Raw genomic sequence first — 13,353 nt, 5'->3', positions numbered from 1 at the left:
CGGTTGCGGCAACTGCGCGAATAACCCTGATTTGAATCCCAGTCACTCTGGTTCGGTTTTCCGGTTGGCCGCAAGGCTCCTGCCGCTGTAAGGCAGGCGTTCGTCATTGAATGGCCTGGATCGGATCTTGTACTGGCTCATCCCAACCCACGTGACCTTTGGTAGGGGTCACCACTAGGAGAGGAGGCGCCATGCCAACTATTACTCTTCCCGACGGCAGTCAACGTTCATTCGATCACCCGGTTTCCGTAGCCGAGGTCGCCGCATCCATTGGTGCTGGCCTGGCCAAAGCCACCGTGGCCGGCAAGGTCAATGGCAAGCTGGTCGACGCCAGTGACATCATCGACAGCGATTCCACGCTGCAAATCATTACGCCAAAGGATGAAGAGGGGCTGGAGATCATTCGCCACTCTTGCGCCCACCTGGTTGGCCACGCGGTCAAGCAGCTGTATCCGGCCGCCAAGATGGTCATCGGCCCGGTCATCGACGAAGGCTTCTATTACGACATCGCCTTCGAGCGTCCATTTACTCCGGACGACCTGGCCGCGATCGAACAGCGCATGCAGCAGCTGATCGAAAAAGATTATGACGTGATCAAGAAGGTCACTCCGCGCGCCGAAGTGATCGAAGTGTTCAAGGCTCGTGGCGAAGACTACAAACTGCGCCTGGTCGAGGACATGCCGAACGAGCAGGCCATGGGCCTGTATTATCACGAAGAATACGTCGACATGTGCCGTGGTCCGCACGTGCCGAACACGCGCTTCCTGAAATCCTTCAAGCTGACCAAGTTGTCCGGCGCCTACTGGCGTGGCGATGCCAAGAACGAGCAGTTGCAGCGCGTTTATGGCACCGCATGGGCTGACAAGAAGCAGCTGGCGGCTTACATCCAGCGCATCGAAGAAGCTGAAAAGCGCGATCACCGCAAGATCGGCAAGCGCCTGGGCCTGTTTCACACCCAGGAAGAGTCGCCGGGCATGGTGTTCTGGCACCCGAACGGCTGGACTTTGTACCAGGTGCTTGAGCAGTACATGCGCAAGGTTCAGCGCGACAATGGCTACCTGGAGATCAAAACTCCACAAGTTGTTGACCGCAGCCTGTGGGAGAAATCCGGGCACTGGGCCAACTACGCCGACAACATGTTTACCACCCAGTCGGAAAACCGCGACTACGCCATCAAGCCCATGAACTGCCCTTGCCACGTGCAAGTGTTCAATCAGGGCCTGAAAAGCTACCGCGAGTTGCCGATGCGTCTGGCCGAATTCGGTGCTTGCCACCGAAACGAGCCATCGGGTGCGTTGCACGGCATCATGCGCGTCCGTGCATTCACTCAGGACGACGCCCACATCTTCTGCACAGAAGAGCAGATGCAGGCCGAATCCGCCGCTTTCATCAAGCTGACCATGGACGTTTATGCCGATTTCGGCTTCAAAGACGTCGAGATGAAACTGTCCACTCGTCCGGAAAAACGCGTCGGTTCCGACGAGCTGTGGGATCGCGCCGAAGCTGCACTGGCTGCAGCCCTTGATAGCGCTGGCCTGCCGTACGATCTGCAGCCAGGCGAAGGTGCGTTCTACGGTCCTAAGATCGAGTTCTCGCTGAAAGATTGCCTTGGCCGTGTCTGGCAGTGTGGTACCCTTCAGCTCGATTTTAACCTGCCTGTCCGTCTAGGAGCCGAATACGTCTCCGAAGACAACAGTCGCAAGCACCCGGTTATGTTGCACCGGGCGATCCTGGGCTCCTTCGAGCGTTTCGTCGGAATCCTGATCGAGCACTACGAGGGTGCATTCCCTGCGTGGCTGGCTCCGACCCAGGCAGTGATCATGAATATCACTGATAAACAGGCTGATTTTGCCGCCGAGGTTGAAAAAACCCTCAATGAAAGCGGATTTCGTGCCAAGTCTGACTTGAGAAATGAAAAGATCGGCTTTAAAATCCGCGAGCATACTTTGCTCAAGGTTCCCTATCTCTTGGTTATCGGAGATCGGGAAGTCGAGATGCAGACTGTCGCTGTGCGTACTCGTGAAGGTGCTGACCTGGGCTCGATGCCCGTCGCCCAGTTCGCTGAGTTTCTCGCGCAAGCGGTTTCCCGGCGTGGTCGCCCAGATTCGGAGTAATTACTATTAAGCGTGAAATGAGACAAGATAAACGAGCTGCACCGAAAGCCCCGATCAACGAGAATATCTCGGCACGCGAGGTTCGGTTAATTGGGGCTGAAGGTGAACAGCTTGGGATTGTGTCAATTGAAGACGCGCTTCTTAAGGCTGAAGAGGCCAAGCTGGATCTGGTGGAGATTTCCGCCGATGCAGTACCCCCAGTTTGCAAACTGATGGACTACGGCAAATCGATCTTCGAAAAGAAGAAGCAGATTGCCGCAGCCAAGAAAAACCAGAAGCAGATTCAGGTTAAAGAAATCAAGTTTCGTCCAGGGACGGAGGAAGGGGATTACCAGGTAAAACTGCGCAACCTGGTACGTTTCCTGAGTGATGGGGACAGGGCCAAGGTATCCTTGCGATTCCGCGGCCGTGAGATGGCCCACCAGGAGCTGGGGATGGAACTCCTCAAGCGAGTTGAAGGTGACTTGCTCGAGTACGGTTCGGTCGAACAGCATCCTAAGATGGAAGGACGCCAGCTGATCATGGTCATCGCCCCGAAAAAGAAGAAGTAATCATCAGGGCACGGCAGGCCTTCTGATTATGTTTATCAACTGAATGCGGAGTATCCGAACATGCCAAAAATGAAAACGAAAAGTGGTGCTGCTAAGCGGTTTCTGAAAACTGCTAACGGTATCAAGCACAAGCACGCTTTCAAGAGCCACATCCTGACTAAAATGTCGACCAAGCGTAAGCGTCAACTGCGCGGTAGCAGCTTGCTGCATCCGTCTGACGTGGCAAAAGTCGAGCGCATGCTGCGCCTTCGTTAATTTTAGTCAAGAATAGAGGAAGTAACTCATGGCTCGTGTAAAGCGTGGCGTCATTGCCCGTAAACGTCACAAAAAAATTCTGAAACTTGCTAAAGGCTACTACGGCGCTCGCTCGCGCGTATTCCGTGTTGCCAAGCAAGCGGTAATCAAGGCAGGCCAATACGCCTACCGTGACCGTCGTCAGAAAAAACGTCAGTTCCGCGCTCTGTGGATCGCTCGTATCAACGCTGGTGCACGTATCAACGGTCTGTCCTACAGCCGTTTCATCGCCGGCCTGAAAAAAGCGTCCATCGAGATCGACCGTAAGGTTCTGGCTGATCTGGCAGTGAACGAAAAAGCGGCGTTTGCTGCGATTGTCGAGAAAGCTAAAGCCACCTTGGCTTAAGTACCCCCGACAGTCACCCGGCCTCACCTCTGTGGGGCCAGGTGTTAAACGTCATAAATAGGGGAAGAGCCTTCAAGCTCTTCCCCTATTTTGTATCTGGAGTCTGTACATGGAAAACCTGGACGCGCTCGTCTCTCAAGCACTAGAGGCTGTGCAAAGCGCTGAAGATATCAATGCCCTGGAGCAAATCCGGGTTCACTACCTTGGCAAGAAGGGTGAATTGACTCAGGTGATGAAGACCCTGGGGAATTTGCCGGCAGAAGAGCGGCCGCAAGTCGGCGCCCTGATCAACGTTGCCAAGGAGCGTGTCACAGAGGTTCTCAATGCTCGCAAGGCACTGTTTGAAGAGGCCGATCTGGCCGCCAAACTGTCTGCCGAGTCCATTGACGTGACCCTGCCTGGCCGCGGTCAGACCTCGGGTGGTCTGCATCCGGTCACCCGCACTCTGGAACGAATCGAGCAATTCTTCACCCACATCGGCTACGGCATTGCCGAAGGCCCTGAGGTCGAAGACGACTACCACAACTTCGAAGCGCTCAACATCCCAGGCCATCACCCGGCCCGGTCGATGCATGACACCTTCTATTTCAATGCCAACATGTTGCTGCGCACCCATACCTCGCCGGTACAGGTCCGCACCATGGAATCGAAACAACCGCCGATTCGCATCGTCTGCCCAGGCCGTGTGTACCGTAGCGACTCCGATATCACCCACTCGCCGATGTTCCACCAGGTTGAAGGCCTGCTGGTCGATCGCGATATCAACTTCGCCGACCTCAAAGGGACCATCGAAGAGTTCCTGCGCGTGTTCTTCGAGAAAGAACTGGCCGTGCGTTTCCGTCCTTCCTATTTCCCGTTCACCGAGCCATCCGCCGAAGTCGACATGGAATGCGTGATGTGCAGCGGTAAAGGCTGCCGCGTCTGCAAGCAGACTGGCTGGCTGGAAGTGATGGGCTGCGGCATGGTTCACCCGAATGTGCTGCGCATGTCCGGGATCGACCCGGAAGAGTTTTCGGGCTTTGCCTTCGGCATGGGCGTTGAGCGTCTGGCCATGCTGCGTTACGGCGTGAACGACTTGCGTCTGTTCTTCGACAACGACTTGCGGTTCCTCGCGCAATTTCGCTAGTCGTAACGAATTCTTAGGAGAGCAGGATGAAATTCAGTGAACAATGGCTGCGTGGCTGGGTAAGCCCGCAGGTAAGTCGCGACGAGCTGGTTGCTCGTCTGTCGATGGCCGGTCTTGAGGTTGACAGCGTTACGCTGGCCGCCGGTGAATTCAGTGGCGTGATCGTGGGCGAAGTGCTGAGCACTGAGCAACACCCGGACGCCGACAAGTTGCGTGTTTGCCAGGTCAGCAATGGCTCGGAGACCTTCCAGGTCGTGTGCGGTGCGCCAAACGTGCGCCCGGGCCTGAAGATCCCGTTCGCCATGATCGGCGCCGAACTGCCAGGCGACTTCAAGATCAAGAAAGCCAAGCTGCGTGGCGTTGAGTCCAACGGCATGCTGTGCTCGCAAGCCGAGCTCCAAGTCGGCGAAGGCAACGATGGCCTGATGGAGTTGCCGGCCGATGCACCGGTCGGTCAGGACATTCGCGAATACCTTGGCCTGGACGACGCCAGCATCGAGGTCGACTTGACCCCGAATCGCGGCGACTGCCTGTCCCTCGCCGGTCTGGCTCGTGAAGTCGGTGCGCTGTATGCCGCTGAAGTCACCCGTCCGGTGGTGGCTGTCGTGCCAGCCGTGCATGACGAAGTGCGTTCGATCGAAGTACTGGCGCCAGCCGCTTGCCCACGTTACCTGGGCCGTGTGATCCGTAACGTCGACCTGACCAAGCCTACACCGCTGTGGATGGTCGAGCGCTTGCGTCGTGGTGACGTGCGCAGCATCGACGCTGCCGTCGACATCACCAACTACGTGATGCTGGAACTGGGTCAACCGCTGCACGCGTTCGACCTCGCCGAAATCAATGGCGGCATTCGCGTGCGCATGGCCGAAGAAGGCGAGAAGCTTGTGCTGCTCGACGGTCAGGAAGTCAGCCTGCGTAGCGATACGCTGGTGATTGCCGACCACACCCGCGCCTTGGCAATCGCCGGCGTCATGGGCGGCGAGCACAGCGGCGTCAACACCGCGGCCACCCGTGATGTGTTCCTCGAAAGCGCGTTCTTCGATCAAATCGCCGTCGCTGGCAAGGCTCGTTCCTACGGCCTGCACACCGATGCTTCGCACCGCTACGAGCGTGGCGTGGACTGGCAGCTGGCCCGTGAAGCCATGGAGCGCGCCACTGGCCTGCTGCTGGAAATCACTGGCGGCGAAGCTGGCCCGATTATCGAAACCGTCAGCGAGCAGCATCTGCCGTCGATTGCTCCGGTGACTTTGCGTGCGCAGCGCATCACTCAGATGCTGGGCATGGAAATGGAGTCGGCCGAAGTCGAGCGTCTGCTCAGCGGCCTGGGTCTGAAGATTTCTGCCGATGGGGCAGGGCAATGGCGCGTTGAAGTGCCAAGCCATCGCTTCGACATCAGCCTGGAAGTCGACCTGATCGAAGAGCTGGCCCGACTGTACGGCTACAACCGTCTGCCGGTTCGTTACCCGCAAGCTCGCCTCGCGCCGCAGGCCAAAGCCGAAGCGCGTAGCGAACTGCCTGAATTGCGTCGCCTGCTGGTAGCGCGTGGATATCAGGAAGCGATCACCTATAGCTTCATCGATCCGAAACAATTCGAGTTGTTTAATCCGGGTGTCGAGCCGCTGCTGCTGGCCAACCCGATCTCGAACGACATGGCGGCCATGCGCTCGTCCCTGTGGCCCGGTCTGGTCAAGGCGCTGCAGCACAACCTGAATCGTCAACAGGATCGCGTCCGTCTGTTCGAAAGTGGCCTGCGTTTCGTCGGTCAGCTGGATGGCCTGAAGCAAGAGCCGATGATTGCAGGTGTTGTGTGCGGTAGCCGTCTGCCGGAAGGCTGGGCTCAAGGTCGCGATGTCGTGGATTTCTTCGACGTCAAAGCCGACGTCGAAGCAGTGCTGGGCTTTGCCGGTGCACTGGATTCGTTCAACTTCGTGCCGGGCAAGCACCCTGCGTTGCACCCGGGTCAAACCGCACGCATCGAACGTGAAGGTCGCCTGGTCGGTTTCGTCGGCGCCATCCACCCTGAATTGTCGAAAACCCTCGGTCTCGACCGCCCGGTTTTCGTCTTCGAGCTGGTTCTGGCCGAAGTGGCATTGGGAAAAATGCCTAAATTCCAGGAGTTATCACGCTTTCCTGAAGTGCGTCGTGACCTGGCGCTGATTGCGTCTACGGACGTTGCAGCCAGCGCTGTACTGGACGTAATCCGTGAAAATGCAGGCGAATGGCTCACAGACCTCAGGCTATTTGACGTGTATCAGGGTAAAGGCATTGATCCTGATAGAAAAAGCCTCGCAGTCGGCTTGACCTGGCAGCATCCATCGCGCACTCTTAATGACGATGAGGTGAATACCACGACACAAAACATCCTCACCTCGCTCGAACAAAGGTTGAACGCCACGTTAAGGAAGTGACGTATGGGGGCTCTGACGAAAGCTGAGATGGCGGAACGTCTGTATGAAGAGCTGGGCCTGAATAAACGGGAGGCCAAGGAATTGGTCGAACTGTTTTTTGAAGAAATCAGGCACGCTCTTGAAGACAACGAACAAGTCAAATTGTCCGGTTTCGGCAATTTCGACCTTCGGGACAAACGCCAGCGGCCTGGCCGCAATCCGAAAACGGGTGAAGAAATCCCGATCACGGCTCGCCGTGTGGTCACCTTTCGTCCAGGGCAGAAGTTGAAGGCCCGAGTTGAGGCTTATGCTGGAACCAAGTCATAACGACGAGCTACCCGTCATCCCAGGCAAACGCTACTTCACCATTGGTGAAGTCAGCGAGCTGTGTGCCGTAAAACCGCACGTGCTGCGTTATTGGGAGCAGGAGTTTCCTCAACTCAACCCCGTCAAACGCCGCGGAAACCGCCGGTATTATCAGCGACAGGACGTGCTGATGATCCGGCAGATCCGCGCGCTTCTTTACGATCAAGGGTTCACCATCGGTGGCGCACGTTTGCGTTTGTCCGGCGATGAAGCCAAAGACGACACCACTCAATACAAGCAGATGATTCGGCAGATGATTGCCGAGTTGGAAGATGTGTTGGTTGTCCTCAAGAAATAATTTCCTGCGTTTGAATACTTCCAGTTTTCAAACGCTTGCGATATATTCTTGAGCGTTCTTCGAGATGAGGAACAGATTTAACGCCTAGTCGGGGCGTAGCGCAGTCCGGTAGCGCACTAGCATGGGGTGCTAGGGGTCGAGTGTTCGAATCACTCCGTCCCGACCATATAATTCAGTAACTTAGCCGAACTCTAGCCAGTTCGGCTTTTTTATGCGTAGGGACTTTTGCGGGGGATCATCCCGTCTTCCTCCTCAAGATGGTCAGCGCCGGCCCTCGCGAATCGGTGGCTGACACTTTGTTTGCCGCGTCAATCAGATGCCCAAGCTCTGCGGTAGAATAGTGGCTCGTAATGCTGCCGTTTTTATGCCCAAGCAAAATGTTTCGGTCCTCTAGCGTCACGCCTGCTGCACGCAACCTTCTGCCAAAGGTGTGCTTCAAGTCGTGAATCCGAAATGACCTAAACCCAGGATGCGCTGGCGCCTGGTTGGTTTTCTCCCATTTGTCAGCTGCCCGCTTCCTGGCTTTCCTCCAGGCCGAGTCGTTCATCCGGTGCATGGCCGTGGCCCCAAACTGATCTGGCTGCCCGTATGGGAAGACCAACTCCTTGTGAAGGCCGCGCTGCTTGTCGATGATGTTCATGGCCACCTTGTTCAGGATCACCAGGCGTTCATCGCCGTTCTTCACCCCTGCTTTTTCACTTCGCCCGCCGAATCCGGCAGGTATCAGGAACACGCTGGTGTTCACTTCGGGCACGCGTATCTCCCAGTCCCAACGCAACTTGCATACTTCCTGTTCCCTACAACCGCTGTTCACCTTGTAGAGGGCCATCCTCAGCAGGTGATCTGGCAGCTCGGGAAACAAGATCGCCTGCTCTTCCCACGACATTGGGTAGGGTTTCCGGGCGGACCTCTTTTCCTCCAGCATCGATATCATCGGCACGCTTTCAAGCCATGGCCGCTTTTCTGCGTCTCGCCACTTCCTATGGCACAGGTTCAGGATTCGAACGACTCGCTGCAGGGCGATGTTCACCGTCCTGTTCGAAACGCCCGGCTTCACCTTGCCTTTCGCCGTCTTGGTGAGCTTTTGCCGATCCCGCTTGAAGGCGGCGAGCGTGCCGTCATCAATGTGCGTGATCGGCAAGTCGCCGATATACGGGTCCAACTGCTCGATGTGGGAGGCGGACAAGGCGATTGACGCCTGGTCCTTGAAGTCCACCAGAAACTTCGTGGCAGCCTCCCGCCAGGTTCGCACCTGGCGCACACCGTAGACCTTTTCCTGTCGGAGCTTTTCCAAACGGTGGATCAAGTACTGCTCTGCTTCCTCCCTTTCGCTTGATCCAGTGCTTTCTTGAAGTCGCTGACCTCTGACGACTTTGTCGATGTGCCAAATCCCGTTCCTCTCGTAGAGGCCGGAGATTGTTTTTCGCGCCATTTATTAACTCCTTGGCGCCCACTGCGGGGCCGATTGTTGTCCTCATTGCTGGCTTTTTCAATTGCCATCGACTCGATGTACGCGTCTGCCCATGCGTCCAGTTCAAGCCTGTCGAATGCAACGCCTTGTTTCCCAATGGGGAATTCTCGAATCTGTGGGCGTACTTCGGCGTCAAACACGGCGCGGCACATGCCCAGGTACGCCGGCGCCTGCTTGGCCCGGATGAAGCGGGGGAGGAGAGCGAGATCTGCGGTCATTTCTTTCACAACTCCCTATCGCCGCGGCAGCTGGGCTCGTTGGCCAATTTCTGCCTCAGTTGGCTTTGGCGAGTAGGGAAGGCTTCTCCCTCCCACTTCCCTGCCTTGCCGCGAATAGCGCCATGGTGTCCATAACTGTGGGGTTTTTTGCTGGCAAAGAGCTGCTGGCAGGCCTCAAACAAGGCAGCCTCACCTTCAATTGATTTCAGTTCCTGCCCTGCCATCGAGCCAACCTGAATCCATCCCGACTTGGCGCGACCATAGTTTTCAGTTTTGAACAGCCGGTACCGGTTCCTGTGCCCGGTATTGGGTGATGAACTCTCGGTGTTCAGGTAGAAATGGACACCACCCTGATGGACCTGCAGGATCGTTTTAGCCATTGCGCACCTCTGCGCCAGGCACTGAGCGAAGGTTCAGCAGCTTGATGCCGCAGGCCCTTGCTAGCTCTTGTAGATCCCTCACGGTGGTCTGGTCGCGCTTCATCGCCATGCCCAGGTCTATAAGGCGCTGACCAAACTCCGCGAATTCGCTTGCTGGGCTCTGTGCTTGAGTACTCACTGCGTTTCCTCTCGGGTTAAGGCTTGCCAACGACACAGTTTCTCCAAAGCGAGCAAAGTCCCGCCGCATTGTTGGCATTCGCGAAATTTGGTGGAGGCTTTAGGTTTGCCATGAGGCAAAGGAGAAGTGGTGCCAATTTAGCTAATGCTAAATAATTAGTCAATACAAATTGCTAAATGATATTTTGCTAATGTGTTGAGAGAGCAGCAGCTGCAACGCCTTACTGCTCGTAGTGCGATTTAATGTTGCTAGCACAGCCAGCGGGGCACGCAGATAAGGTGAGGGTAGGAAGGATTATGTGGGGAGCGTGGAAATAGCTGAACGGCGGGGAAGTACGGTTTCGAGAGAGGGGCTAAGCTGTCTGGAAAGTTATTCCGTCAGATGTGCCGCTCCGATTAGCGAGCCGACCCTTTTGCTGAAAATGGAGCGCCAAATCATGACGAGTTATTGCAATGAGCGTTAAGCGTACGCCGCACTCAAGGCCTAAAGTCGGCACCAGCGAGAGGCCATCCACAGGTAGGCTTGGGTCCGGAGCCTTGCTCAAAATAGGTACGATTGAACAAGTTCGCGCTTTCCTGCAAGAGGAGGCGTCGCGCCGGAAAACCAATTTAAACTCCCCACTTTCTCAGGAAGAAAGATTCCGCAAGTGGATCGAGAAGCGAGCCAAAACGTACGCAGATGTAATGAAACGATACAACGAGCGTAAGGCAGCTCGTTCAGCCGCCCCGCTGGACGACAACAAAGAGCAAGGCCATACTCAAACCATGAGCGACGTAACCATGGATCAAATCGACCAAAAGCTATCCGGCATTGAAGAGCGGATGGATAAGCGTATCGATCGGATGGAAGCCGCAGAGGAAAAGCGGGCGCTGTCGTGGCGCCGAGAGCAGGAGGCTTATCGAAAGGAGCAGGAGGCGCGTGATCGGTTGTACGCAGAGCGATCTGAGGCGACAAGTAGACGGCTAGAGGATAGAGATAAAATCATCGACTCTAAGCTTGATGCAGTGAATGCCTCAATCATGTCTGCTGGTGTGAAAGTGGGCGAGCTTGAGTCGAAATTATCAACCAATTTGCAGGCGGTGAAAGATTCCAACCGTTCCACTGCTCTATTCATTATCGGTACCGTCATCGCTTCGGTGCTGGCTATGTTAGCCATCAATGCGACTATTATTTATGGGGCAAAAAGCTTCTTTGACGCAGGCAAAGAAATTGCTGCACTCCAGTCCAGTATTGAAGATCTCAAGAAAAGTATTATCACCCCAAAACTTGAGCCTGCACCTGCACCTGCACCTGCAACCGCCAAATGATGTAAGCCGGCCCACCGCCGGGCTTTTCGCATCTGCCCTGTCACACCTTCGGTACATGCCCTAAGCAGAATGTAGCCAGCCAAACGGATTTGGCAACGTGCATCAAGAGCCCGACCAAGCGCCGGGCTTTTTCGTTCTACGCTTTCACGTATTTTTCACGGGCTGCAGCCTATGGTGATTTCAGCTCCTAGTGAAACCTTCAGCCCGCGCTCCCCACGCGGGCTTTTCTTTGTCTGCAAATTGGCATTCTCTTGCTCCACGGCTTCGGTATGGCTGAGCCCCAAGCGTTATCGTTCTTAATTTTTATCGCCGTTCGAAGCCTTATAAAAGAGAGACCAGGCCAAACCGCTGAATCCCAAGATTCCCGCGACCAGGCTTCCACTCTCTTTCAGAGCAAGGAAAAGACCTCTAAATCTCCAAGGGGTGTCTAATCCAACATTTCCATCCGGACCAATGTGGAGTCCTGCAATTACAACAACCAACAGCGCTGAGGCTGCCAGAAGCGCAGTAATAGTTCCCCAGGCCAGCACACCAAGTTGATTCAGAGTCATTTCTGAGCGCTCCGCAGAGTGGATGAGCTTTCAGCTATAGCAGTGCTTTTACTTTCCTGCTCTGGTCATCGGATCCATGCCAGCAGAAATTGGCTTTTTGCTTCGTGCCCTCTTCGTTGCTACGCTTTCGGCTCCTCGAATGGAGTCGAAGCGATGCCTACACCCGAATACTCTCTCCCTGATGTTCTTGAACGCCTGTATCACAACCAGCTTGCCCTGGAGGCTGCTCTGATGGAGCTGACACAGCTCGTTGAGACTCAAGGCCATGTCGAGGCCGGCGACAACGTCCGCGGAGCACTAGAGGCAATTGGCGAGAACGCCGGGCACATTAAGCAGGGGCTGGCCAGGCTCAAGCTTCAGAGTTAATCGTGGTCACCTGGGGGAGGGCGGCGGCGATCTCTTCCATCGTCGCCTTGTCTCGCTCAAAGTAAGCGGCGCCGGCGTGTGTTATCGCAAGCTGATGGTCGCCAATCTCGACAACGTCCACCATGGCAAACAGCGAGATCAGGTCTAGCCCTTCAGCTCTACCGATCTCTGTCTCTGGCAACCCATTCCCCTCATCCAGCATGGCAGCAAACTCTTTGGCCTCTTCGTGGGTATTGAAAAGCTCCAGCACTTCCGTCGACGAAATTCTGTTGAGATCGCGATACGCCACCGTCTCTGGGGATTCCGGACTACCGAGATAAAAGGCATGCCTATTTGCGAAGGCATGAGTGTCCGGATTGTTGGGCCCGCGCCGAATTATCCAGGCGCCGTTAGGGCCCTTGGCGCTGATATGCGGTATGAGTACGTACTGCCTAATGGTGGGGTCATTGTCGAAAGCGTGGTAGGGCAACACTGGTCGCCCCAGGTGCAGTGCTGTCGCCCCGCAGCTCAACTTTACGCGATAGCTGTCCGGGGACTCCCATACTCCGAATAGGTCATCCTTCGCCATCAACCGAATGATCGCGGGTATCAGCACTTGGGATTTCTTCGCCATCATGGGGGCAATCCGAAGGAGCTTTTTATCTCGGTGGCTGATTTCTTCTAGCGGTACCGGCTCGAGGTCCGCCGGGGTGAACTCTACGAACTCCCACTCAAGTAGGCCTTGTTTCTCTTGGGCCGCTAACCCCTGGAGACGCTCCGGCTCCATGTACAACTGGTCCGGTCGTAATGGGATCGAGTCCGTCTCCCGTGACGCGTGACCGGCGCTGGTGACAGGCTTAATTGAATCGATCGCCACCCTCCAATCACAGCCAGGCTCGGTCCAGATCGGGACTGCGTCAGGGAATACCACACCCGACGTGCTGCTCTCTGGGTTTCCGAAGTAATAGCTAACGTAAGGAAGGGCGCCGAAGAAAGTCTTCGTTATTCTCCTAGGCGCAGGGTGGGGCCCTACAACGAGTCGATACTGGAGGACGAGATCTATGTCGCCACACATCAGTGCGCCGCGGGCATACGATCCAACGGCCCATAGCGACGTGATCTCGACCTGAGACGTTGCTGCTTTGTTGAAGAAATCTTTGTGAGCGATGGTCCGGATGGATGCCTCGTCCAGCATCTGGCAGATCCGCTCCAGCTTCTTGGTGAACGACTCGCGGGGATAGCGCTTTTCGAGTGCGGCCATGCTCTTGTCTCTTCACGCGGGGTCAGGAGAAAGAACGTATCATCTTGGTCAGTTAAATCACCATTAGCAACGGGTACAGTGAGACGGGCTTCATCGCGCATAAAAAGCCCGGCGCTAGGCCGGGCTTTGAGAATCTTGAATAGAGACGCGGCGGTCAGAG

At 55.8% G+C, this 13,353-nt stretch carries 16 protein-coding genes and 1 tRNA gene; 11 read left to right on the top strand and 6 right to left on the bottom strand.

The features are described 5' to 3' along the window. Window positions 1–191 precede the first annotated feature (191 nt). From thrS to ACRC4F_RS25195, 9 genes are all read left to right on the top strand, one after another. Entirely contained in the window at window positions 192–2,114 is a 1,923-nt protein-coding gene (gene thrS / locus ACRC4F_RS25235) for a threonine--tRNA ligase (protein WP_438661801.1), read from the top strand. After that, window positions 2,114–2,665 (top strand): translation initiation factor IF-3, encoded by a 552-nt coding sequence (infC, locus tag ACRC4F_RS25230; RefSeq protein WP_169857083.1) that lies wholly within the window; start codon window positions 2,114–2,116, stop codon window positions 2,663–2,665. The genes thrS and infC overlap by 1 nt, the downstream gene beginning before the upstream one ends. Window positions 2,666–2,725: 60 nt before the next feature. Then, the gene (rpmI, locus tag ACRC4F_RS25225) at window positions 2,726–2,920 is read left to right on the top strand and encodes a 50S ribosomal protein L35 (protein ID WP_002553160.1); all 195 of its coding nucleotides are present in this window, start codon (window positions 2,726–2,728) and stop codon (window positions 2,918–2,920) included. Window positions 2,921–2,948: 28 nt separating this feature from the next. Further along, on the top strand, window positions 2,949–3,305 hold the full coding sequence (rplT, locus tag ACRC4F_RS25220; RefSeq protein ID WP_007905879.1) for a 50S ribosomal protein L20: 357 nt from the start codon (window positions 2,949–2,951) through the stop codon (window positions 3,303–3,305). Window positions 3,306–3,414: 109 nt separating this feature from the next. After that, a complete protein-coding gene (pheS, locus tag ACRC4F_RS25215; protein ID WP_007905876.1) occupies window positions 3,415–4,431 on the top strand; it encodes a phenylalanine--tRNA ligase subunit alpha in 1,017 nt (338 codons plus the stop codon). 26 nt (window positions 4,432–4,457) lie between these two features. Next, on the top strand, window positions 4,458–6,839 hold the full coding sequence (gene pheT / locus ACRC4F_RS25210; protein WP_438661800.1) for a phenylalanine--tRNA ligase subunit beta: 2,382 nt from the start codon (window positions 4,458–4,460) through the stop codon (window positions 6,837–6,839). A gap of 3 nt (window positions 6,840–6,842) precedes the next feature. Next, a complete protein-coding gene (ihfA, locus tag ACRC4F_RS25205) occupies window positions 6,843–7,145 on the top strand; it encodes an integration host factor subunit alpha (protein ID WP_002553164.1) in 303 nt (100 codons plus the stop codon). Then, complete coding sequence (locus tag ACRC4F_RS25200; protein ID WP_003179985.1) at window positions 7,126–7,482, top strand: MerR family transcriptional regulator; 357 nt, start codon at window positions 7,126–7,128, stop codon at window positions 7,480–7,482. Before ihfA ends, ACRC4F_RS25200 begins: the two co-directional genes overlap by 20 nt. A gap of 89 nt (window positions 7,483–7,571) precedes the next feature. Beyond that, a tRNA-Pro gene (locus tag ACRC4F_RS25195) sits at window positions 7,572–7,648 on the top strand. A gap of 69 nt (window positions 7,649–7,717) precedes the next feature. Here the strand turns inward: ACRC4F_RS25195 and ACRC4F_RS25190 are convergent. Genes ACRC4F_RS25190 through ACRC4F_RS25175 form a run of 4 tightly spaced genes read right to left on the bottom strand, consistent with a single transcriptional unit; the run spans window position 7,718 to window position 9,729 of the window. Continuing rightward, window positions 7,718–8,899: a tyrosine-type recombinase/integrase gene (locus ACRC4F_RS25190; RefSeq protein WP_438661933.1), complete on the bottom strand. Its 1,182-nt coding sequence runs from the start codon at window positions 8,897–8,899 to the stop codon at window positions 7,718–7,720. Then, complete coding sequence (locus ACRC4F_RS25185) at window positions 8,785–9,171, bottom strand: hypothetical protein (RefSeq protein ID WP_438661799.1); 387 nt, start codon at window positions 9,169–9,171, stop codon at window positions 8,785–8,787. The genes ACRC4F_RS25190 and ACRC4F_RS25185 overlap by 115 nt, the downstream gene beginning before the upstream one ends. 5 nt (window positions 9,172–9,176) lie before the next feature. Next, window positions 9,177–9,551: a hypothetical protein gene (locus tag ACRC4F_RS25180; RefSeq protein ID WP_438661798.1), complete on the bottom strand. Its 375-nt coding sequence runs from the start codon at window positions 9,549–9,551 to the stop codon at window positions 9,177–9,179. After that, window positions 9,544–9,729, bottom strand: coding sequence for a hypothetical protein (locus ACRC4F_RS25175; protein ID WP_280163467.1), 186 nt, complete (start codon window positions 9,727–9,729; stop codon window positions 9,544–9,546). The genes ACRC4F_RS25180 and ACRC4F_RS25175 overlap by 8 nt, the downstream gene beginning before the upstream one ends. 452 nt (window positions 9,730–10,181) lie before the next feature. Between ACRC4F_RS25175 and ACRC4F_RS25170 the strand changes: the two genes are divergently transcribed. Next, window positions 10,182–11,036 (top strand): hypothetical protein, encoded by an 855-nt coding sequence (locus tag ACRC4F_RS25170; RefSeq protein ID WP_438661797.1) that lies wholly within the window; start codon window positions 10,182–10,184, stop codon window positions 11,034–11,036. Between the two features lie 296 nt (window positions 11,037–11,332). Here ACRC4F_RS25170 and ACRC4F_RS25165 read toward each other — a convergent pair whose 3' ends face one another. Then, the gene (locus ACRC4F_RS25165; RefSeq protein ID WP_438661796.1) at window positions 11,333–11,587 is read right to left on the bottom strand and encodes a hypothetical protein; all 255 of its coding nucleotides are present in this window, start codon (window positions 11,585–11,587) and stop codon (window positions 11,333–11,335) included. 153 nt (window positions 11,588–11,740) lie between these two features. On the opposite strand from ACRC4F_RS25165, the gene ACRC4F_RS25160 reads away from it, so the two are divergent. Further along, on the top strand, window positions 11,741–11,953 hold the full coding sequence (locus ACRC4F_RS25160) for a hypothetical protein (protein ID WP_438661795.1): 213 nt from the start codon (window positions 11,741–11,743) through the stop codon (window positions 11,951–11,953). Here the strand turns inward: ACRC4F_RS25160 and ACRC4F_RS25155 are convergent. Then, on the bottom strand, window positions 11,937–13,193 hold the full coding sequence (locus ACRC4F_RS25155) for a hypothetical protein (RefSeq protein WP_438661794.1): 1,257 nt from the start codon (window positions 13,191–13,193) through the stop codon (window positions 11,937–11,939). The two genes, ACRC4F_RS25160 and ACRC4F_RS25155, sit on opposite strands and share 17 nt — an antisense overlap. Window positions 13,194–13,353: the final 160 nt, after the last annotated feature.

Origin of the sequence: Pseudomonas sp. (genome assembly GCF_051660785.1) — a bacterium.
Classification (GTDB): Bacteria; Pseudomonadota; Gammaproteobacteria; order Pseudomonadales; family Pseudomonadaceae; genus Aquipseudomonas.
This window is presented reverse-complemented; position numbering and strand designations above follow the sequence as displayed.